Genomic DNA, 20,793 nt, shown 5'->3' with positions numbered 1-20,793 from the left:
ATTCGGCGAATACCGCGGCTGCTTTACGTCATTGCCTCGGCAATTACATGCTCAGCCCGATGTGCTGCGGGCCCTGCCCGGGCAATTCTTGAACGGTCCGAACAAGCGATCCTTCAAGAAATGCGAGGCAGTCAAATGCCAACCAATCCCATCAGCCTTATCGGTAACCGCACCGTGTCCGTCGGGGTTCACGAGGAGACCGACCCGGCCAGCACCCGGGGCCGATTCCCGGCCGCCCGGGTCGGCCGCGAATTCATTCCGCCGCTGCGGCCCGGGAAGCGGCCGGAAAAGGTGTTCGACGACATCCGCGAGCTCGCCGCACCCTGGCGGGGCGGTGGCGTCTACGTGTCCTACAAGCCGTCGCCCCGGGAGGTCGCGGCCGGCCGGTGGACCAGCGTCCACCGCGAGATCGGCGCCTGGCTGGCCGACCACCCGTGGGTCGGGATCATCGTGCATCACGAGCCGGAGGGCGGGCCGGACCGTCTCGACGGCGCGACCTTCCGGGCCGTGTTCGAGCGGTCCCGCCAGGAGATCAAGGCCGGCTGGTCCGGTGCGCGCGTCGCCTACTGCGCGATGGCCTACCAGTGGCGGCCGGGCGGCCGGGCCGCGAACCGGCCCGGTGACTGGCGGAAGGTCGTCGCCGACGAGTACCTGTGCGACGTCTACTCCGGCAAGAACGAGCGGAACGGCGCGTTCCCGGCCGACCTGATCCTGCCGGAGCACCCCGGGTACATGGGCTGGTTCAACGAGATCGTCCGCCCGCACCTGGCGGCCGGCGAGCCGGTGACCTACGGCCTCGGCGAGCGCGGCTTCATGGGTGCGGACAAGATCCGGGCCGCGACCATCCGCCGCGAGTCGGCCTGGCTGACCTCGGTCTTCGACCGCTATGCGGCCGGCCGGCAGACGAAGTACCTGCCGCCGAGCGTCTACCTGGCCTGGAACAGCCCGGGCCGGGAGAAGGAGTACGCGTGGGTGCTGACCGGCGACTCCGCCGTCGCGATGCGCGAACTGACAGCCGAATTCGCCAAGCACGTCTGATCGGAGAGAGAGATCATGCCGCACAGTCAGAACGGCTGGGTCGCCGGCACCGTCCGCAAGCTCGGCGGTCTCGACACCTCACCCGTACCGGGCACCACCATTCGGCTTCCGCAGGGCGTACGCCGTGGCGACGTCGCCACCGTCCTGCTCCACGTGGCCGGACAGTTCCACCGCACCGTCGAGCCGCTGCACGCCGGGCAGTGCTGGGGGTACGCGTACCGGAGGATCCGGGGCTCGACCGTGTTCTCCAACCACGCCTCGGGGACCGCGATCGACCTGAACGCGCCGGCCCACCCGATGGGCGCCGAGGGCACGTTCACCCCGAAGCAGGTGGTCGCGATCCGCCGGATCCTCGCCTTCTGCAACGGGACGGTCCGGTGGGGCGGCGACTACCACGGCCGTACGGATGAAATGCATTTCGAAATCGTCGGGAACGCGAGCGACGTGGCCCCGATCGCCAAGAAGATCGAGCACCGCCTCTGATGGAAGAGGGCCTTCGACCGCACGCCCGGGTCGGAGGCCCTCTTCCCCGGTTGAGGGGTAAAGCCAGAACCTCCCTGGCCGCCGCCGGGCGTGACACCGTCGAGGCATGTCATCACGGCGTGGTTCTTCGCCGCCGTCGCGGGCGTCGGCCTGACCCTGTTCCAGGAGTTGATTACCCGGCCGGGGCTCGCGACCGGCCTCTACACCAACACCCGCCGGCTGGGCGCGGTCGTTTCCGGGCCGCTCATCGGCTTCGGATCGGCGACCCGCCTCGGCTACGGCGGAGTGTTCCTCGCCTGCGCGGTGGTCACCGTGGCCGCCGCGGCCGGGCTTCCCCTGCTGGACCGAAGATCAAGGAGAAAGACATGCGAGCAACAGTCATCTACGGGGCCGGCGACGTACGCGTAGAGAACGTGCCGGACGCCGCCCTGCGAGAACCCACCGACGCCGTGGTCCGGGTGCTGCGATCCTGCATCTGCGGCAGCGACCTGTGGCCGTACTCCTCCCGTCCGGCGTCGGACCACCCGGACCGGATCGGGCACGAGTTCCTCGGCGTGGTCGAGGAGACCGGCTCGGCGGTATCCGGCCTTCGCAAGGGCGACGTCGTGGTGGCCCCGTTCGTGTGGGCCGACAACACCTGCGACTTCTGCCGGGAAGGCCTCCAGACCTCCTGCCGGCACGGCGGCAGCTGGGGACGCAACGGCGTCGACGGCGGGCAGGGCGAGGCCGTACGCGTCCCGCAGGCCCAGGGCACCCTGGTCAAACTGCCGGTCGCGGCGGACTCGGCGCTGCTGCCGTCGCTGCTGACCCTGTCCGACGTGTTCCCGACCGGCCACCACTGCGCGGTCACCGCCGGGGTCGGCCCGCGCACCACCGTGACGGTGATCGGCGACGGCGCGGTCGGCCTGTCCGCGGTGCTGGCCGCCAAGCGGCTCGGCGCCGAGCGGATCATCCTGATGGGCCGGCACAAGGACCGCACCGACCTGGGCCGCGAGTTCGGCGCCACCGACGTGGTCGCGGCGCGCGGCGAGGAAGGCATCGCCGCGGTTCGCGAGCTGACCGGCGGCGACGGCACGCACACCGTGCTGGAGTGCGTCGGCCTCGAGGACGCGATCACGACCGCCTTCGGCGTCGTCCGCAACGGCGGCACGGTCAGCCGGGTCGGCGCCCCGCAATACCCCGCGGTCCCGGCCGGCTTCGGCGTCTTCCTGCGCAACATCACCCTCACCGGCGGCGTCGCGCCGGCCCGGGCGTACATCGAAGAGCTTTTGCCCGAGATCCTCGACGGCCGCATCCAGCCCGGGAAGGTCTTCGACCGCACGGTCTCCCTCGCCGACGTGCCGTCCGGCTACCAGGCCATGGCCGGCCGCGAGGCCCTCAAGGTCATCATCGAGTCGTGAAAGGCACTCCCATGAACCTCACCCTCAACAACGGCGTCGAGATGCCCGCCCTCGGTTTCGGCGTCTTCCAGACCCCGCCGGACGAAACCCGCACCGCCGTCACGTCCGCGCTGGAGGCCGGCTACCGGCACATCGACACCGCTGCCGCCTACGGCAACGAACGCCAGGTCGGCGAGGCCGCCGCCGGCTCCGGCGTCTTTCTCGAAACCAAGATCTGGATCAGCGATTACGGGTACGACGAGACGCTGCACGGATTCGACAAAAGTGCCGGCAAGCTCGGCGTCGACCAGATCGACCTGCTGATCCTGCACCAGGCGTTGCCGTCCGACTTCGACCGGACGCTGGCCGCCTACCGGGCCCTCGAGACGCTGCTCGCCGACGGCAGGGTCCGGGCGATCGGGGTCAGCAACTTCATGGTCGAGCACCTGACCGCCCTGCTCGACGTGTCGACGGTGGTGCCCGCGGTGAACCAGATCGAGGTGCACCCGTACTTCCAGCAGCGCGAGGTGCAGGAGTTCGGCGCCGCGCACGGCATCCTCACCCAGGCGTGGGCACCGATCGGCGGCATCACCTTCTACCGCGACAGCGGCCACACCAGCACCCTCGACGACCCGGTGATCGGCGAGATCGCCCGGGCGCACGGCAGGACTCCGGCCCAGGTGATGCTGCGCTGGCACCTGCAGCAGGGCCGCTCGGCCATCCCGAAGTCGGTCCGCCCGCAGCGCATCGCGGAGAACTTCGCCGTCTTCGACTTCGAGCTCACCGCCGAGCAGTTGACCGCGATCGACGGCCTCGACACCGGCAAGCGCGGTGGCCCGGAGCCCACCGACATCACCCTGGCCACGTTCGGCCGCGAAATTCCGGAGGCTTGATATGCGTACGGCTAAATTGGGTGACCTGGAAGTCGGCCGCATCGGCCTGGGCGCCATGGGCATGTCGTACGGCTACTCCGGTGCCGGCAGCGACGACGCCGAGTCGATCCGCACCATCCACCGCGCCGTCGACCTGGGCGTCACCCTCATCGACACGGCCGAGGTCTACGGCCCGTACGTCAACGAGGAACTGGTCGGGAAGGCCCTGCGCGACCGCCGTGACCAGGTGGTGCTGGCCACCAAGTTCGGTCTCGTCTCGCACACCGGCCGCGGCACCGGCCGGGCGGACAGCAGCCCCGACAGCATCCGGGTCGCGGTCGAGGGTTCGCTGAAGCGGCTCGGCACCGACCGCATCGACCTGTACTACCAGCACCGGGTCGACCCGGACACGCCGATCGAGGACACCATCGGCGTCCTCGCCGACCTGGTGCGGCAGGGCAAGATCCGGCACATCGGCCTGTCCGAGGCGTGGACCGACACCATCCGCCGCGCCCACGCGGTGCACCCGGTCACCGCCCTGCAGTCGGAGTACTCGCTGTGGACCCGCGACCAGGAGGAACTGCTCCCGGTGCTGCGCGAGCTGGGCATCGGCCTGGTCGGGTACTCGCCGCTCGGCCGCGGTTTCCTGACCGGCGCCCTGCGGACCCCGGCCGACGTGGAGAAGCTGGACGACAGCGACTTCCGCAAGGGGCACCCGCGCTTCACCGGCGAGAACTTCCAGCGCAACCTGCGCCTCGCCGACCAGGTGCAGGAGATCGCCGGCCAGATCGGCGCCACCCCCGCCCAGGTGGCCCTGGCCTGGCTGCTGAGCAAGGGCGACGACATCGTGCCGATCCCCGGAACCAAGCGGGTCACCCGGGTCGAGGAGAACATCGCCGCCGACACCGTCGAGCTGACCCCGTCGCAGATCGGGGTCCTGGACGCGATGGCACCCGCCGAGGGCGGCCACCACACCGACACCCAGATGCAGATGATCGAACGCTGACTTCTCGGTTGTGCAGGACCGCCCGCGCCGCGTGGGAGGTCCTGCCAGTACCGGGTCCGACCGATACTCCCTGACCTGCGGTTTTCCGGCCGTTTCGACCTGATCGGCGCGATGTGCGCGACGCTGGGCATGACCGCACTGGTGTACGGCATCATCGAGTCCACTTTCGCGGCGATCGGCGTGGGCCTGCTGCTACTGGCAGCGCTGGTCGCCAACGAGGCCCGAGCCGACCAGCCGATCATGCCACTGCCACTGTTCGCCGACCGCCGCCGCACCGGCGCCTACCTGGTCCGGATGCTCTACCTGGGCGGCATGATCGGATTCTTCTTCTTCACCTCGCAGTACCTGCAGGGCGTACTCGGCTTCAGCCCTCTCGACGCCGGAATCGCATTCCTGCCGATGTCCGCGGTCAACTTTGCGGTCGCCGTGCTGGTCAACCGGGCGGTGCGCCGCTTCGGCGCCACCGGAGTGCTGATCGCCGGCGTAGCCGCCACCCTCGCCGGTCTGGCCCTGCTGAGCCGGGCCGGCGCGGACAGCGACTATCGCACCGCGGTAGCACTGCCGATGGTGCTCATCGGCATCGGCCAGGGCCTGGCATTCGCCCCGATGACCGCAGCCGGCCTGGCCGGCGTAGCCACCGAAGACGCCGGCGCCGCCGCCGGCCTGATCAACACTTTCCACCAGCTCGGCAGCGCACTCGGTCTGGCCGTCCTGGCCGCGATCGGCTCCGCCGCAGTCCCACCCGACGCCGTTGGCACCGAAGCCTTGGTCGACCGGGTAAGCGCCGCCCTGACCGGCAGCAGCATCCTGATCGCAGGCGCGCTGCTGCTGGTCATAGCCTTGATCGCTCCCCACGGGCGAAGCCGTAAGGACAAGGTGGAACGGCGCCGGGACCGCGAGCCGTCGCTGAGCTGACTGCGGGTTTCGGCCTGCGGATGGTAGGCACGACTATGGCTCGCACCATCGTGATCTGTTGCGACGGCACCGGTAACACCTTCGACGAGCCGTATCGCCAGTCAAGCTTCCGCACCTGCGGCACAACCCGATCGTGCGGAACGTGGCGCACGCGCTCGCGCTCCACGAACGGCGAGCGTGGTTCAAGGCCACCACGTGGGGACAGCTCGACATCGATTGCTGCCGGGCAACGACGCGAGTGCACGAACAGCGAGACCGCCGCGCTGGGCTCCCACGTTGCCTGCAAGACATGGCGGGCGCCAAGCGGATCCGTGCAGCACGCGCCGCCGGCCGAGCCGCCGGGCAGCTGACCCCAGACCCCGCAGCTAGATCACCCGGCTCAACGAGCCAACCGAGCCCGCTCACGATCGGCCGGCTCGGCCTGGTTCGACGTTGTTCCTGTTGCAGGTGGCCGTGGCGGAGCGCGTTGGGTGTGAGGTTGGGGTGTGGCGGCGGGTAGGGCCGCTGTCGTGGCGGTGGGTTCATGGGCGTGGGTGGTAGAGGTTGCGTCGGGGGTGTTGCTGCGGGTCGATGTCGGGTGGAGGGATGAAGTCGGGTAGCCCGTCGGGGCCGAGGCGGATCTTCCAGCCGGCGGCGGGGTGGTGGATGAGTCGGTTGGTGGTGTCGGCAGAGCAGGACCAAATTGTTGAGGGAGGTAGTGCCGCCGTTGGTCCAAGGGGTGATGTGGTGGGCGTCGGTCCAGTCAAGCGGTTCATTTGTCACATTCGGTGGATCCGATGATTCGACGGCCGTCCGTACCGATCCAAGTCGGGCGGTTGGCCCGCAGCCTCCGGCAGGTGTGAGAATGAGCGGGTGGGTATCAACCAGATGCTGTCCCGCGCAGGCAATGTTGCCGACCGTATTCCCGGCCAGGGCGAGTTTGCCGGTCCAGCCGTCGGCCTGGTCGAGCTGCCCAATCGCCTGTGCTGGTCGGGCAGCCCCGTGTTCGACGTCACGAACCCGCCCCGGCGACTGACCCTGTACACAACATTGATCGGCGAAGGGCAACGGGCTGACCTGGCCCGGTGGATCAACTGGGCACACCTGATCGAGGATTGGCCGAAGGTCCGGCGACTGACCGCCAGAGACCTGATCGGCGTCTGGGAGAAGCAACTCCCGGATCTCGCAGCGGTCTGACCCGGGCGTGGATCCGTTCCACCAACAGCTCGCCCGGATAGCCTTCGCCGCCTCCGAGGACCTCGGCCTCGTCCTGGCCGGCGGGTATGCGATCAGCGCCCACCAGCTGACCAGCCGACCATCTCGCGACCTCGACTTCGCGACCGTGTCCACCCTTCCTCTTGACGTCATCACGGACCGGCTCTCCGACGTTTACCGCGCCGCCGGTTACGACGTTCAGGTCATCGAATCAGCTCCGACCATGGCCCGCTTCGAGGTCCACGACGGGAACCAGCGCTGCGAAATCGACCTGCTGAAGGCAGGTATCCAGCCGCCGGTACGGTTGGGCATCGGCCCGGTCCTCGCGCTCGACGATGCGGTCGGACTGAAAGTCGGCGCGTTGCACGACCGGGGCACCCACCGCGACTTCATCGACGTGCACGCCGCACACACCCGAGGCGGCTATTCGCTGCACGAGCTCGAACGCCTCGGTGCCGCCCACCTCTCACGGTTCACGCCTCGCGAACTACTCGACCGGCTCGAATCGGTCGAATTTCTGGACGACGAGACTTTCACCTCCTACGGCCTGACCGACGACGACGTCACCGCCCTGCACCACTGGTCGCGATCCTGGGCCGGCGACATACGTACCCGGATCGTCACGGACGACGATATGAGCCTGCCGGCCGAACCGGATCCAGACTGGGACTCGTACCTCGACGATTGAGTCGGCACTTACGAAACACCGCTTCCGCTTCACCGGATGTAATGCGCGATTCGCGCCCTCGTCGACGGCGTCGTCGCTCCTGCGGCAGGATCGAGCACAGCGTGGTGCAGGCCAATATGGCAGCTACGTTCCACGCCCGGCTCGGTCCCGCAGGCGTCGACCCAATGTTCTTATGGTGCCCGCCGCCCCAGCGGGGTGGGCGGTCGCAGTCGGGGTGGGCGCAGCCGCGGTCGCGGATGGCGAGTGCTTGGCGTAGGACTCCGGTGGCCGGGCGTCGGCTGCGGCCGGCGTCGAGGATCTGCCCGGGGGCCGCCGAGAGTCATTGGCAGGATGCGGGCGTCGCAGGCGAGCCGGCGGGCGGTGGTCGCGGAGAGTCGGTGGCCGGTGTCGGTTGTCGTGGTGCCCAGGGCTTGGGTGAGTGGGTCGTAGGCGACGGTGACGGTGACCTGGGGTGGCTGGCCGCCGTCGTCGGGTAGTTGGTTGGTGCGTAGGGCGAGGCGGCAGATGTCGATGAGGGCGTCGGCGCGTTGTTGGGCTGGGCTGCGTTTGTCGCCGGGTGTGGGTGTGCACAGGGGGTGCAGGGCGGCTTGCAGGGTGGCGGCGTCTTCGAGGCCCAGGGTCCCGCGTAGGTGGATCATGCCGTTGACCGGCGCTGACAGGGTGAAGCCGCGGCGGGTGTGGGCGCGGGCTTCTTGGCGGGCGAGGGCGGCTTCGTCGGCTTGGTCGGCCAACATGGGACCATCTTCGAACATGCGTACTACAGTTTTCGGCCTCCCGGACCCGGCTGTAGATCCACATTCACCATCTGCGAACAGGGGCCAACGGGCTGACGTGAAAGCTCGCGTGAGCCTGTGGCTCGGGCCGCGACGTAGCCGTGGGCGACCGATCTGTGCAGGCCGGCCTCTGTGCGGCCGGGCCGCACCTGCTGCTTCGGGTCTAGCGGGTGGGCGGCTTGCGGCGGTGCGCTCGTGTTTGTTTTCCGGGCGGTTCGGGTCGCCAGGTGGCCTGCGGTGGTCTGGAAGCAGATGGTCTGAGATCCGCCGGCGATGGGGAGCGCAATCCCCGCGGCGTTCCCCATCGCCTCCCTCGCGTTCGCGCAGTCCACGCGGTCGAGTCGGCCGTAGTCCTCGTTCATGGCGTGGCGGGCCGGGCCGCCTTTGTGCTGGTGGGTCACCCATGGGGGCACGGCTACCTCGGTGAAGCGAGAATTGCTCAGCTCGGTGGGGCGTCTCTGATGAAAACGATCCCGTCGAAGCGGGGCAGGTGGGCCGGGTCCAGCGGGGCGTAGCCGAACCACGGGGACACGCGCGGGGTGAGCGTCTCGGCGGCCAGTCGGCGGGGGTCCGCGATGAATCGGTCGCCTGGTTGGGCGTACAGGAAGCCCTCGATGGTGTTGGGGGGTGGGGTTTCCACGTTGTGGGTGCGGAGCGTGCCCACGGCGGTGGGCAGGAAGGCGTAATCGTCGCCCAGCCGGCTGCTCACCGTTGCGCCGGCGCTCCACCACTCCAGCGGCATGCCGCCCATGCGCATGCTGCTCCGGTCGCGCTGCAGGTGGCTGTTGTGCGCGTACACCAGGGTCGGCGAGCGCTCGGCCAGGGCCAGCAGGTTGGCGGCCATCATCGCGGCCCGGATGCCCAACAGCCACGGCAGCCGGCTCGGCGAGCTGTCGGCCATCCAGAAGTGGTAGCGCAGCAGGCCGACGGCGGTGCGGGCGTTCAGCCACGCCCGGGACCAGCCGTCGGCGATCAGCAGTGGCGTCTGGATCTCCAGCAGCGCCACCAGATTGTCGGCCAGCCGGCGCAGGCGGTCGGCCGATGCGGTCTGGCCCACCGACTGGGCCGGGTCGCGCATCGCGGCCGGATTGGTCCAGAGGTCGTCGGCGCCGAGGAGGTCCTCCAGCGTCTCCAGAGTGCACGGGAGCAGGCCGGGGTCGACCCGGTCGGCCAGGTAGCCGTGCAGGGCGGTCAGGGCCTGGCGCGGGCTGGAAGCGGCGGTGATCTCCAGCGGGCCGTCGAAACCGGCGAAGCGCACCTGCTCCGGCGCGGGGCGGTCCTCGTTGTACGAGCGCATCCAGCTCACCAGCGAACGGTTGGGCGGGTAGGCGCCCCACTCGTGGCTGAAGCCCTGGGCCATGACGGCGTCCAACGAGCCGGCGCCGGATGTCACGTAGTCGTCCACGAGCTGGGCTCGCAGGCAGTCGATCTCCAGGACGATGGTCCGGTAGCCGGCCTGCTCGACGAGCTGGCGGAACAGGTCGTTGCGGACGTCCAGCAGGACGTCCTCGCCGTGGGTGGGCTCGCCCAGGGCCAGCAGGCGCGGACGAGCCGGAAGCAGACTCAGCACGGTGTCGGCGTTCATGCCGTAAACGCTATCGTTGAACCTTCGGTGGAAACTTTTGCGCGATGAAGGCGAAAAAGTGCGGCGAAACCTTCAAACCAGGCCGGTTGATCTGGCGCGGCGGCACGGGCTCTCGACCCAGGCGGTCCGCAACTATGAGGACGCCGGCATCCTTCCGGCCGCCGATCGCACCGAGCACGGCTATCGCATCTACACGCCGCGGCACGCGCAAGCCCTCGGCACCTTCCTCGCCCTGGTGCCGGGGCACGGGCATCCGGCGGCCACGGCGATCATGCAGGCGGTCAACCGGGACGACGTGGGGGAGGCGCTGCGGCTCGTCGACGAGAGTCACGCCCAGCTGCTCGAGGATCGCCGCACCCTCGAAGCCGTCGAGGCGGCGCTGAAAGACCTGGTGCCGGTGGCGGCGGAACGTGGTGACACGTTCGTCGGGCCGCTCGCCGGAAAGCTCGGGATCCGTCCGGCCACGCTGCGCAAATGGGAACGCGCGGGGCTGATCGAGCCGGGCCGGGACCGGCAGACCGGCTATCGGGTCTACCGGGCCGCCGACGTGCGCGACGCCCAGCTCGTCCATCAGCTGCGGCGCGGCGGCTACCCGCTGGCCCGGATCGCCCCGCTGATCGCGCAGGTCCGGACGGCCGGCGGCGTCGCACCACTGGCGTCGATGCTGGCCGATTGGCGGGCCCGCCTCGCCGACCGCGGCCGCGCGATGCTGGCCGGCGCCGCGGCGCTGGACGGATACCTGGGATCAGTTGGTGTTGACGGTCAGGGTGCCGATGCCCTCGACCGAGTCGATGTCGATCCGGTTGTCGGCGTCCGCCCAGCCGGCTGAGTTGATGACCTTCCCGGGGGTGGTGTCGTTGCGGATCACCCCGTCGAGGACCACCCGTCCGGCGCCGACGCGCAGGGTCATCCGTACCGGAACGCCGTTGGTCTTGATCTTCAGTTGGTTCATGCCGTGGGTGATGCGGAGCGGCAGGGTTCCGCTGGCCGGGGGCGGGGTGAGGGTGAAGACGTGGGCGCCGCCGGCCAGCTCGAGGGCGGCGAGTTTGCTGTTCGCCAGGTTGGCGGTGGTGTCGTAGTTGCCCGCGCTCAGTTTCAGGCTCCAGCGGACGCCGGAGTTCAGCGTGATCGTGATCGCCGGCGCGGCGGTGCTCGCCGCCTTGACCAGGGTGAGGCGGTGGTTGGTGCCGCTGTCGGCGACCTTCGCGGTGACCTTGCCGGTGGTCTTGCCCAGGGTGACCCGGTAGAGGTCGGTCCCGAGTTTCTGGCTGCGTACGGTCACCGAACCGGAGCTGGCCGCCACGTCGAAAGTGCCGTTCGCGGGCAACTTCGGCGCGACCGTCGTCGGCGGTGGTGCGGCCGGCGCCGACGACGGTGGCGCCGAGGACGTGGTGACCGACGGCTCGGGTGCGATGACCGCGGGACCGGTCGGGACGGGTGAACCGGTGGCGTCGTCGGGGCTGGTCGCGGTGGCGGACGCGGCGTTTCGCTCGGTGATGTGCCGGGCCAGCACGCCGCCGCCCACCATGAGCAGGGCCAGCACGACCGAGCCGGCGAGGATGAGGCGCGGGCGGCGGTCGGGCCGCTTGATCACGGGGGCGGGTGGGAGATCGTCGGTCGCGTGTCGCGGGCCGGTGGTGGGCCAGAATTCGGCGACCGGCGGTGCGGGGTCGGCCCTGGGCAGATCCACGAGGTTCTCCTCCCCAAAGGTGCACGATGCATCCATGGGTACGGAGGAAGGGGGCGGAATGGATCAGGAGGTCGACACACTCCCCGCCCTTCTTAACGTATAGCGCACCCGGGGTCTTGCGGCAAGACCCCGGTGGTGACGGAGAATCGTCGGGCTACCGCGGAAATACCCCCAAATGGGAGCTGCTGACGTGAGTGCCGTTACGGACAGTGTTTTCGATCTATCTGAGCATCCGGCCAAGGCGGGGGCGGCGTCGATCGCGGCGGACGAGCTGCACTTCGCCGGGATGGCGGCGAGCCTGGCGCAACTGCTGGCCGAGCTCACCGATCGGCTCGATGTCGCGCGCCGGGCGCCCGCCCGGATGGGCCGGCAGGCGGTCGACCGGGATCAGGAGGTCCGCCGGCTGAGTGGTCGCCTGCGCACCCTGCGGCGCTTCAGCCTGGACCTTTGCCTCGGGCGCATGGTGGGTACGGACGGCGCGGACCCGGTCTACATCGGCCGGCTCGGGCTCGCCGACGTCAACGGGCAGCGGCTGCTGGTCGACTGGCGGTCGCCGGCCGCCGAGCCGTTCTTCGCGGCCACCCACGCCGCGCCGATGGGCCTGGCCAGCCGCCGCCGCTACCGCTGGAACCGCGGCCGGATCACCGACTACTGGGACGAGGTGTTCACCCCGGACGGCCTCGACGGGAACGCCGCGCTCGACGACCAGTCGGCCTTCATCGCCAGCTTGGGCAGCAACCGGTCGGCCCGGATGCGCGACGTGCTCGGCACGATCCAGGCCGACCAGGACGCGATCATCCGGGCCGGGTCGGCGGGAGCGCTGGTGGTCGACGGCGGTCCGGGCACCGGCAAGACCGTCGTCGCCCTGCACCGCACCGCCTACCTGCTCTACTCCGATCCGCGGCTCCACCAGCGCCGGGGCGGTGTGCTGGTGGTCGGCCCGCATCAGCCCTATCTGAACTACATCGCCGACGTCCTGCCCAGCCTCGGTGAACAGGACGTGCAGACCTGCACGCTGCGCGATCTGGTCCCGGAGGGCGCGTCCGCCGGGCCGGAGACCGACCCGGAGGTGGCCCGGCTGAAGTCGTCGGCCGACATGGTCACGGCGATCGAGGCGGCCGTCCGGTTCTACGAGGAGCCGCCCGTGGGCAACCAGGACTGGGCCGCGGCATTCGACGCGGCCGAGCCGGGGACCCCGCACAACGAGGCGCGCGAGCAGGTCTGGGCGGAGCTGCTTTCGCTGCTCAACCCGCCAGAAGAGCAAAAACGCGATTTGCGTACGGCGTTCAGCCGCGCCTGGCCACTCCTCGAACCGACCGACCTGGTCGCCGACCTGTGGTCGGTGCCCGCCTATCTCCGCAAGTGCGCGCCGTGGCTGACCCCGGCCGAGGTTCGCACGCTGCAGCGCCCGGACGCGCAGGCCTGGACGCTCGCCGACCTGCCGCTGCTGGACGCGGCCCGGCAGCGGCTCGGCGATCGGGAGGTCGCCGCCCGGCAGCGCCGCAACGACGCCGCGCTCGCCGCCGACCGCCAGCGGATGGACGTGGTCGTCGACGACCTGATCGCGGCCACCGCCTACGACGACGGTGAAGGAGTGTGGACGATGCTGCACGGCGAGGACATGCGGACCTCGCTGGCCGATGAGTCGGGGCTGCGGTCCGCCGACCCGGATCGGCTGGCCGGCCCGTTCGCGCACATCGTCGTGGACGAGGCGCAGGAGCTGACCGACGCGGAGTGGCAGATGCTGCTGCTGCGCTGCCCGTCCCGCAGCTTCACCATCGTCGGCGACCGCGCCCAGGCCCGGCACGGCTTCACCGAGTCGTGGCGGGAGCGCCTGGAACGGATCGGCCTCCACCGGATCGGCCTGGCGTCGCTGAGCATCAACTACCGCACCCCGGCCGAGGTGATGACCGAGGCCGAGCCGGTGATCCGCGCGGTGCTCCCGGACGCCAACGTGCCCACGTCGATCCGCAGCAGCGGGATCCCGGTCCGGCACGCGCCCGCGACGGAGCTGACCGCGATCCTCGACCGCTGGCTCGACGAGAACGCCGAGGGGATCGCCTGCGTCATCACCGTCGACCGGCCGACCTTGAAAGCCACCGACCGGGTCCGGTCACTGACCCCGGAGCTGGCCAAGGGCCTGGAGTTCGACTTGGTCGTGCTGGTCGATCCGGAGCGATTCGGCGACGGCATCGAGGGCGCTGTCGACCGTTACGTTGCGATGACCAGGGCGACCCGCGAGCTGGTGGTGACTCAGGGCTTGCGGGCAACGCCGCAGTAGGCGGAGAGGACCAGGGACGGGTCGGGGTCGTCGACGGCCGGCCGCCAGCGCGGCAGCTGGACCAGGCCGGGCGCGACCAGTTCCAGGCCGGTGTAGTAGGCGGCCAGCTGCGCTGTCGTACGCAAATGCTGGTTGGTCGGCATCCGCTTGTTGAGGCCCTCGGCGGAGGCGGCGACGTTGGCGTCGGCGCTGATGTCGAGCGCGGTGTCCGAGTGCGCGAGATAGCTGCCGGACGGCACCGCGTCCATGATCTCGCGGACGATCCGGGCCGGTTCGTCGGCGTCCGGAATGTACTGCAGGATCATCAGGAACAGCACCGCCACCGGTTGGCTGAAGTCGAGCGTGCCGGCCGCCTCGGCGAGGATGCGGCCGGTGTCGCGGGCGTCGGCGTCGACGTAGGCGGTGGTGCCGGTCTGGCTGGTCAGCAGGGCCCGGGCGTGGGCCAGCACGATCGGGTCATTGTCCACATAGACCACCCGGCTGTCCGGCGCCACCTCCTGCGCGATCTGGTGGGTGTTGCCGGCGCTGGGCAGCCCGGTGCCGATGTCGAGGAACTGCCGGATGCCGGCCTCGGCCGCGAGGTAACGAACGGCCCGCCGCAGGAAGGCCCGGTTGGCCCGGACGCCGGGCAGGATCTTCGCGCCGCCGGCCAGGGCCCGCTCGCCGGCCTGCCGATCGGCCTCGAAATTGTCCTTGCCGCCGAGCCAGTAGTTGTAGACCCGGGCCGGGTGCGCAACGGTGGTGTCGAAGGGGAACTCAGCGGTCGCCAACGCGGCCTCCTCAGGATCGCAAACGCCGCCAACATCCTCTCGCGCCGGGCCACCCGCCCGCTACCCGAGATCACGCAGTGCGTCGGTGACGGCCGGGTCGGCCGGTGAGGTCACTGCCGGTGGGCGGCCGCGGACCGCGTCCCACGCCGCCTTGCCGCTGGCCAGGTAGTCGCGGATCGACTTCGACGTGCGCAGCGTCCATGAGCAGTGGCAGGGGGCCACCACCCCGTCGGCGTCGACGTCCAGGTGGCGACAGAGGGTCACGGCCCGGTCCACATGGTACGACTGGGTCACCACCAGGGCGCGCTTGATTCCGTAGACGTCGCGGGCCCGGGTGCAGGAGTCGTAGGTGTCCAGGCCGTGCGGGTCGCGGACGATCCGGGCCGCGGGCACGCCCAGCGACACCAGGTAGGCCGCCATCGCCGCGGGCTCGTCACCGGACGAACCGTCGCCGTCGCCGGAGACCAGGAGCACCTTGGCGCGGCCGCCGGCGATCAGCGCGGCGGCGGCCTCCAGGCGGCCGCGCAACCGGGGCGACGGCCGGCCGTCGATCACCTCGGTGCCGAGGACGATCGCGACGTCCGCGGTGGGTGCGTCACTCTCCGCGTACACATGGCCTTGTGCGGAGAGTGAAGTCCAGGCCCAGGGGGTACTGACCGCGATGAGTGCGGCGACGGCCGCGGCGGACAGCCGCTTGATCTTCATGGCGGAGCCGAGCCTAGCCCCCACGCGCCACCGACAAACTGGTATACATCGATGCATGGGGAACCGATGACCGACGCCAATGTCCTTGCCGCTCAGCAGTGGGTGAATGCCACCTATCAGTCCGCGCCCGGCTACCTCCGCTGTCCGGAGGACGGGCTCACCGGGTGGGCGACCGTGCTGTCGCTGACCCAGGGGCTGCAGTTCGAGCTGGGCATTTCGCCGACCGTCCAGAACTTCGGGCCGGGCACCTTCACCGCGGTGAAGAACCGCAACCGGCTGCCCGCCGCCGAGACCAACGCCAACCTGATCCGCATTGTCAACGCCGGGCTCTGGTGCAAGGGCTACTGGGCGTCGAGCGACCTCGGGGTGTGGACCGCGCAGTCGCAGTCCTCGCTGGTGCAGCTGTTCGCCGACGCCGGCCTGGTCTACGGCAGCACGGCCTGGCCGCACATCTGCAAGGCGCTGATGCGGATGGACCAGTTCCGCCTGGTCGGCAACGGTGACCTCACCGTGCAGAAGCTTCAGCAGCGGCTCAACTCGCGCTACACGGTGGGGCTGGCCATCCCGGCGATGAGCCTGGTGCCGTGCGACGGCGTGGCCTCGCGCGACCTGCAGAACGGCCTGATCATGGCCGTGCAGTACGAGGTCGGCATCGCGGTCGCCTCGATCAACGGGTATTTCGGGGCCGGCACCCAGGCCGGGCTGAAGAGCAAGGGCACGGTCGTGCCGCTGCCGGCCGACCTGCGCTACCTGTTCCGGTCGGCCTGCTACCTCAACTCGCCGGCGCTGGGCGTCGCCTACGACCCGGCCGACATCGAGACCGGCACCGACACCGCGAGCCACCTGGCCTGGCTGCGCGCGTTCCAGCAGTTCAGCCAGATCCCGCAGACCGCCACCAACGACTTCACCACCTGGGCCGAGCTGCTGGTCGCCAGCGGCGACACGGCCCGGCCGGCGACCGGCTCGGACGGCATCGCCGAGATCACCGCCGAGCGGGGCCAGGCCCTCTACGCGGCCGGTTACCGCATCGTCGGCCGCTACCTCGACGAGCACCTGCCGCCCACCGACCCCTATTACCTGGGCAAGGCGCTCAAGCCGGGCGAGCCGCAGACCATTCTGGACGCCGGGCTCCGGCTGTTCCCGATCTTTCAGTACAACGGGACGGTGCTCACCAACTTCACCTACGAGAAGGGGTACGACCAGGGCACCATCGCGCACGCGAAGTCGGTCGAGCACCGGCTCCCGGCCGGGACGTGCATCTACTTCGCGGTCGACTACGACGCGCTGGACGCCGACGTCGACACCAACATCAAGCCGTACTTCGAGGGTGTGAAGCAGGCGCTGGCCGCGGCGGGCGAGCGTTACACGTTCGGCATCTACGGCGCCCGCAACGTCTGCACCCGGGTCTCCCGCGAGGTCGGCGCGACCTGGTCGATGGTCGCCGCGATGTCCTGGCAGTATTCCGGCAACCTCGGCGTCCGGATGCCGGAGAACTGGTCGTTCAACCAGATCCGCGAGTACGACTTCCAGCCCGGCTGGGGCCTCGACGCCGACGTGTGGCGCGACGGCGCCGACCCTGGCGTGTCCATTCTCGACGCTCTCCCGGAGGTCTGACCCGTGGTTACCCGACGCACCCTTTTCGGCGCCGCGGCCGGCGCCGGCGCGATCACCCTGGTCCCCGGCACCGCGGAAGCCGCCGGCCGCAGCACGTTCAACGGCTGGCGGATCGACCCCGGCGCGATCACCGAGTACCGGATCGAGGGCTCCCGGGCCACCGTCCTGCTGCGCACCGGCGCGGCCGCGGCCGTCCTGCTGCACGTCGCCCGCCGCTGGCACTACGAGATCGCGCCGCTGGACACCGGCGAGGGTGGCGTCACCGCCTTCAGCACCGACCGCACGGCCGGCGCCGCCTTCGAGTCGGCCTACCTGTCCGGTACGGCGATCGCCCTGCACCCGCACGCCTACCCGCTCGGTGGCAGCGAGACGCTGTGGCCGCACCAGGAGGCGATCGTCCGCGACATCCTCGCCGACCTGGACGGCACGGTGGTCTGGGGCGGCGACCTGAAGCCGGCCAAGCTGTCGCACTTCCACCTGGCCGTCGGCCCGGCCGACAAGACCCTGCGGGCGGTGGCCGCGCGGGTCGACACGAGCCGCCCGGTCAGGGTGCGCCGGCAGACCGCGGGAGCGGTGGCCGACCCGGCTGATCACCGAGCAGGGCGGCGCCCAGGGGTGTGATCGTGTGCAGCACCGCCTTGCCGACCCGGCTGGTGTGGATGAGCCTGGCCTCGCGCAGCACCGCCGTGTGCTGACTGACCGAGGCCGGGCTCACGCCCACCCGCCGGGCCAGCTCGGAGGTGGTGCTGCCGGCCCCGATCGACTCGAGGACCGAGGTGCGGGTCTGCCCGATCAGCGCGGCCACCGCGGTGTCCGACATCCTGCGGTCGCCGATCACCGACGGGTCGCGCGGAACCGGGTAGACCAGCACCGGCGGCAGCGACGCGTCGCGCAGCACGTCGGGCTGACCCCAGGAGAAGTAGGACGGGACCAGCCACAGGCCGCGCCCGTCGAGCGAGAGCTCCTGGTCGAACGGGGTCTCCACCTCGAGGACCGGGGAGCTCCACCGCATGATCGGCCGGAAGCTGTCGAGCAGGCCGTCGTAGCCGTGGTCGAGCAGGGCCCGGGCGCGGCGGGACCGGTCGGCCTCGATGTGCGCCTGCGCCTCGGCCCAGAACGGCTCGACCACCGACTGATATTGCGAGTGCATGGCGGCGGCCAGCCGCTGCAGCATCGGCCGGTCGCCCTCGGCGAGCTTGCGCATCCACGACGGGGTCGGCTCGCCCAGCCGGCTGAGCTCGACCATGTCCTGCATGAGCCGGGTCTTCGGGGTGGACAGCAGGGCCTCGATGCCGTCCGGCATGCCCCGCCGGCCCTCGGCCGGGGTGAGGAAGTCGGGGTAATAGCGCCTGCGGATCAGCGGGATCAGCATGTCGAGGTCGGTGCGCCGGGCGGCACGCACCGCGTGCTCACGCCACGGCCCGTAGATCGGGGCCGGGCCGGGTCGCTGGAGGCGGAAGACGCTGAACACCGTCTCCCACATCGGGTCCGGCTCGCCGGCAATCCGGACGCGGCCGATGTCCTCCGGCGTGAAGAAGATGCGCAACACGTCGGCTCCCGGGGGCTGCCTTGCTGTCCCGGAATCTTAGCTCGGCGATCAGGAGGGGCCGAGCCGCCGCCGCACGCACCCCCGGCTGGGACCGTCCCCCGTATTACGCAACCGCCACAGCAGTCAGCTCGCCCGGTGGCCGGCTCGACCAGATGACCATCCCCGGCCCGCGCAGTTGCAACAAGACATTTAATGCCTCGCTGAATAGTTAAGACTCCGAACTGCCCAGGTTCGTTGCCTTCCGATGGCGGATGTCCGATCCCGGACGGGCTCCTCCGCACCCGCCACGAATGGTTTCCTACAGGCATGCCGACCGCCATGACGTACGCGGAGTTCGCGGCCCGGGAGGCGCACGGTGTCTCGCCCGCCTACGAGACGCTGTCCGTCGCCGTGTCGCACGACCCGGACGTGCTCGCCCTTCTCGACACGCTGCCGCCGGCCAAACGCCAGCCCAATTTGCTGTACGCGGTGGTCACCTTCCTCGGCGGCCCGGTCACCGACCAGGCCGCGTTCCGCGCGTTCGTCCGGGAGCGCTGGGCGTCGATCGTGCCGGAGATGCGCACCCGGGCGACCCAGACCAACGAGACCGGTCGCTGCGCGCTGCTGCTGCCGGTGCTCGCCGCGCTGCCCCAGCCCCTCGCCCTGCTGGAGATCGGCTGCTCGGCCGGCCTCAACCTCTACCCCGATCGCTACGCCTACCGCTACGGCGATCACCCGCTCGGCGACAGCCCGGTGGTCCTCGGCTGCGACCTGACCGGAACCCCGCCGCCGGCCGCGTTGCCACAGGTGGTGTGGCGGGCCGGCCTCGATCTCAACCCGCTCGACATCACCGATCCGGCCGACGTGCGCTGGCTGGAATCGCTGATCTGGCCCGAGCACCACCACCGCCGCGAACGGTTGCGGGCGGCGGCGCGCATCGCGGCGGCCGATCCGCCCCGGCTGCGGCGCGGTGATCTGGTCGACGATCTTGCGGTAGTGGCCGAGGCGTCGCCCGAGGGCGCCACGCTCGTCATCTTCAACACGTCGGTGCTCTATCAGGTGCCGCCGGACCGGCGGCGTGCGTTCACCGATCGGGTACGCGACCTGCCCGGCCACTGGATCTCGGTGGAAAACCCGGCAACCTTTGCGTACGCCGGAATCCCGGACCCACCGGACGAGACGCTCTACAACATCCTCGCCCTCGACGGCCGCCCGCTGGCCTGGACCCGGCCGCACGGGCAGGCGATGAGCTGGTTCGGACGGGAATAGGCTCGGCGGCATGCTGACCCCGCTCGTCGTCGCCCCGATGGCCGGTGGTCCGACCACCACTGACCTGGTGATCGCCGCGGCGAAGGCGGGCGCGACCGGGTTCCTGGCGGCCGGCTACAAGACGCCTGCGGCCGTCGAAGCCGAGTTGCGAGCGGTGGCCGGCGAGCCGCACGGGCTCAACATCTTCGTGCCGATGCCGGCCCCGGCCGACCCGGCGCCGCTGGACGCATACCGGCGGTTGCTGCAGGCCGAGGCCGACCGGTACGAGGTGGACCTGCCCCCGCTGCGCCTGACCGACGACGACCACTTCGCCGCGAAGGTCGAGCTGGCGGTGGCGTACCGGGTGCCGCTGGTCAGCTTCACGTTCGGCGTACCCGATCGGGTCGTTGTCCAGGCGTTGCGCGACGCCGGCAGCAGCGTACTCATCACGGTGACCTCGGCCGGCGAAGCCCGCGCCGCCCTCGCCGCCCGCCCGCAGGCGTTGATCGCCCAGGCCGGCACGGCCGGCGGGCACGCCGCCACCACCCACCCGGACGGCTATCGCGGAGCCGGCACCGCACTCGAGGTTCTCGCCGCCGTGCGCGCGGTCGCCGACGTCCCGGTGGTCGCGGCCGGCGGCACCGCCACCGCCGCCGATGTGCACGCCCTGCTCGACGCGGGCGCCACGGCGGTGCAGTGCGGCACCGTCTTCCTGCTGGCGGAGGAAGCCGGCACCCGGGCTCCGCAGCGCGCCGCCATGCTGTCCGGCGACTATCGCGAGACCGTGGTGACCAGGGTGTTCACCGGCCAGCCGGCCCGGGCGCTGCGCAACCGCTTCACCGACACCTACGGCGATCGCGCGCCGATCGGCTACCCGGCGATCCATCACCTGACCGCCCCGATCCGCGCCGCGGCCGCCGCCCGCGGCGACGCGAGTGCCCTCAACTTATGGGCGGGCACCGGCTTCGCCGATGCCCGCCCTGCCCCCGCCGCCGACATCATCGGCGGCCTCATCAACGCTTGA

General features: G+C 70.6%; 22 protein-coding genes. 15 read left to right on the top strand and 7 right to left on the bottom strand.

What is annotated here, in order from left to right:
• The first annotated feature begins 174 nt into the window (after positions 1-174).
• From Adu01nite_RS18535 to Adu01nite_RS18505, 7 genes are all read left to right on the top strand, one after another.
• Positions 175-1,038, top strand: a complete 864-nt coding sequence (locus Adu01nite_RS18535) for a hypothetical protein (RefSeq protein ID WP_203728137.1) — start codon at positions 175-177, stop codon at positions 1,036-1,038.
• 15 nt (positions 1,039-1,053) lie between these two features.
• Positions 1,054-1,521, top strand: coding sequence for a M15 family metallopeptidase (locus tag Adu01nite_RS18530; RefSeq protein ID WP_203728136.1), 468 nt, complete (start codon positions 1,054-1,056; stop codon positions 1,519-1,521).
• A 90-nt stretch (positions 1,522-1,611) separates the two neighbouring features.
• Positions 1,612-1,929 (top strand): hypothetical protein, encoded by a 318-nt coding sequence (locus Adu01nite_RS18525; RefSeq protein ID WP_203728135.1) that lies wholly within the window; start codon positions 1,612-1,614, stop codon positions 1,927-1,929.
• Positions 1,887-2,921 carry a zinc-dependent alcohol dehydrogenase family protein gene (locus tag Adu01nite_RS18520; RefSeq protein WP_203728134.1) on the top strand — a complete coding sequence of 345 codons (1,035 nt, stop codon included), beginning with the start codon at positions 1,887-1,889 and terminating at the stop codon, positions 2,919-2,921. Before Adu01nite_RS18525 ends, Adu01nite_RS18520 begins: the two co-directional genes overlap by 43 nt.
• Complete coding sequence (locus Adu01nite_RS18515; protein WP_307836639.1) at positions 2,918-3,793, top strand: aldo/keto reductase; 876 nt, start codon at positions 2,918-2,920, stop codon at positions 3,791-3,793. The genes Adu01nite_RS18520 and Adu01nite_RS18515 overlap by 4 nt, the downstream gene beginning before the upstream one ends.
• A gap of 1 nt (position 3,794) precedes the next feature.
• The gene (locus tag Adu01nite_RS18510; protein WP_203728133.1) at positions 3,795-4,778 is read left to right on the top strand and encodes an aldo/keto reductase; all 984 of its coding nucleotides are present in this window, start codon (positions 3,795-3,797) and stop codon (positions 4,776-4,778) included.
• 111 nt (positions 4,779-4,889) lie between these two features.
• Positions 4,890-5,693, top strand: a complete 804-nt coding sequence (locus Adu01nite_RS18505; protein WP_275414666.1) for an MFS transporter — start codon at positions 4,890-4,892, stop codon at positions 5,691-5,693.
• Positions 5,694-5,726: 33 nt separating this feature from the next.
• Here Adu01nite_RS18505 and Adu01nite_RS47840 read toward each other — a convergent pair whose 3' ends face one another.
• Positions 5,727-6,455, bottom strand: coding sequence for an HNH endonuclease signature motif containing protein (locus tag Adu01nite_RS47840; protein ID WP_239132515.1), 729 nt, complete (start codon positions 6,453-6,455; stop codon positions 5,727-5,729).
• Between the two features lie 90 nt (positions 6,456-6,545).
• Here Adu01nite_RS47840 and Adu01nite_RS18490 point away from each other — a divergent pair, with 90 nt between their 5' ends.
• Positions 6,546-6,869 (top strand): hypothetical protein, encoded by a 324-nt coding sequence (locus tag Adu01nite_RS18490; protein ID WP_239132514.1) that lies wholly within the window; start codon positions 6,546-6,548, stop codon positions 6,867-6,869.
• 7 nt (positions 6,870-6,876) lie between these two features.
• Positions 6,877-7,575, top strand: coding sequence for a nucleotidyl transferase AbiEii/AbiGii toxin family protein (locus Adu01nite_RS18485; protein WP_203728130.1), 699 nt, complete (start codon positions 6,877-6,879; stop codon positions 7,573-7,575).
• Positions 7,576-7,745: 170 nt separating this feature from the next.
• On the opposite strand, the gene Adu01nite_RS47835 is transcribed toward Adu01nite_RS18485, so the two are convergent.
• Positions 7,746-8,309, bottom strand: coding sequence for a DUF222 domain-containing protein (locus tag Adu01nite_RS47835; RefSeq protein WP_239132513.1), 564 nt, complete (start codon positions 8,307-8,309; stop codon positions 7,746-7,748).
• A 478-nt stretch (positions 8,310-8,787) separates the two neighbouring features.
• Positions 8,788-9,933, bottom strand: a complete 1,146-nt coding sequence (locus tag Adu01nite_RS18475; RefSeq protein ID WP_203728129.1) for an erythromycin esterase family protein — start codon at positions 9,931-9,933, stop codon at positions 8,788-8,790.
• A 58-nt stretch (positions 9,934-9,991) separates the two neighbouring features.
• Here Adu01nite_RS18475 and Adu01nite_RS18470 point away from each other — a divergent pair, with 58 nt between their 5' ends.
• Positions 9,992-10,762, top strand: coding sequence for a TioE family transcriptional regulator (locus Adu01nite_RS18470; protein ID WP_203728128.1), 771 nt, complete (start codon positions 9,992-9,994; stop codon positions 10,760-10,762).
• Here the strand turns inward: Adu01nite_RS18470 and Adu01nite_RS18465 are convergent.
• On the bottom strand, positions 10,679-11,623 hold the full coding sequence (locus tag Adu01nite_RS18465; protein ID WP_203728127.1) for a hypothetical protein: 945 nt from the start codon (positions 11,621-11,623) through the stop codon (positions 10,679-10,681). The genes Adu01nite_RS18470 and Adu01nite_RS18465 overlap by 84 nt on opposite strands.
• Positions 11,624-11,798: 175 nt before the next feature.
• On the opposite strand from Adu01nite_RS18465, the gene helR reads away from it, so the two are divergent.
• Positions 11,799-13,904, top strand: a complete 2,106-nt coding sequence (gene helR / locus Adu01nite_RS18460) for an RNA polymerase recycling motor ATPase HelR (protein ID WP_203728126.1) — start codon at positions 11,799-11,801, stop codon at positions 13,902-13,904.
• Here the strand turns inward: helR and Adu01nite_RS18455 are convergent.
• Both Adu01nite_RS18455 and Adu01nite_RS18450 read right to left on the bottom strand, forming a co-directional pair.
• Positions 13,877-14,674: an SAM-dependent methyltransferase gene (locus tag Adu01nite_RS18455; RefSeq protein WP_203728125.1), complete on the bottom strand. Its 798-nt coding sequence runs from the start codon at positions 14,672-14,674 to the stop codon at positions 13,877-13,879. The genes helR and Adu01nite_RS18455 overlap by 28 nt on opposite strands.
• A gap of 60 nt (positions 14,675-14,734) precedes the next feature.
• On the bottom strand, positions 14,735-15,379 hold the full coding sequence (locus Adu01nite_RS18450) for a SanA/YdcF family protein (protein ID WP_239132512.1): 645 nt from the start codon (positions 15,377-15,379) through the stop codon (positions 14,735-14,737).
• Between the two features lie 66 nt (positions 15,380-15,445).
• Here Adu01nite_RS18450 and Adu01nite_RS18445 point away from each other — a divergent pair, with 66 nt between their 5' ends.
• Together Adu01nite_RS18445 and Adu01nite_RS18440 are read left to right on the top strand one after the other, a co-directional pair.
• Positions 15,446-16,993, top strand: a complete 1,548-nt coding sequence (locus Adu01nite_RS18445; protein WP_239132511.1) for a glycoside hydrolase domain-containing protein — start codon at positions 15,446-15,448, stop codon at positions 16,991-16,993.
• A gap of 3 nt (positions 16,994-16,996) precedes the next feature.
• Positions 16,997-17,614 carry a hypothetical protein gene (locus tag Adu01nite_RS18440; protein ID WP_203728123.1) on the top strand — a complete coding sequence of 206 codons (618 nt, stop codon included), beginning with the start codon at positions 16,997-16,999 and terminating at the stop codon, positions 17,612-17,614.
• Here Adu01nite_RS18440 and Adu01nite_RS18435 read toward each other — a convergent pair.
• On the bottom strand, positions 17,538-18,542 hold the full coding sequence (locus Adu01nite_RS18435; protein ID WP_239132510.1) for an ArsR/SmtB family transcription factor: 1,005 nt from the start codon (positions 18,540-18,542) through the stop codon (positions 17,538-17,540). The genes Adu01nite_RS18440 and Adu01nite_RS18435 overlap by 77 nt on opposite strands.
• Positions 18,543-18,848: 306 nt before the next feature.
• Between Adu01nite_RS18435 and Adu01nite_RS18430 the strand changes: the two genes are divergently transcribed.
• Together Adu01nite_RS18430 and Adu01nite_RS18425 are read left to right on the top strand one after the other, a co-directional pair.
• Positions 18,849-19,790: a DUF2332 domain-containing protein gene (locus tag Adu01nite_RS18430; protein ID WP_203728122.1), complete on the top strand. Its 942-nt coding sequence runs from the start codon at positions 18,849-18,851 to the stop codon at positions 19,788-19,790.
• A 10-nt stretch (positions 19,791-19,800) separates the two neighbouring features.
• Entirely contained in the window at positions 19,801-20,793 is a 993-nt protein-coding gene (locus tag Adu01nite_RS18425; RefSeq protein ID WP_203728121.1) for a nitronate monooxygenase, read from the top strand.

The sequence above is a fragment of the Paractinoplanes durhamensis genome (assembly GCF_016862175.1).
In the GTDB taxonomy this organism is placed as follows: Bacteria; Actinomycetota; Actinomycetes; order Mycobacteriales; family Micromonosporaceae; genus Actinoplanes; species Actinoplanes durhamensis.
The sequence above is the reverse complement of the archived record's forward strand: the minus strand, read 5'-3'. Positions and strand labels throughout refer to the sequence as shown.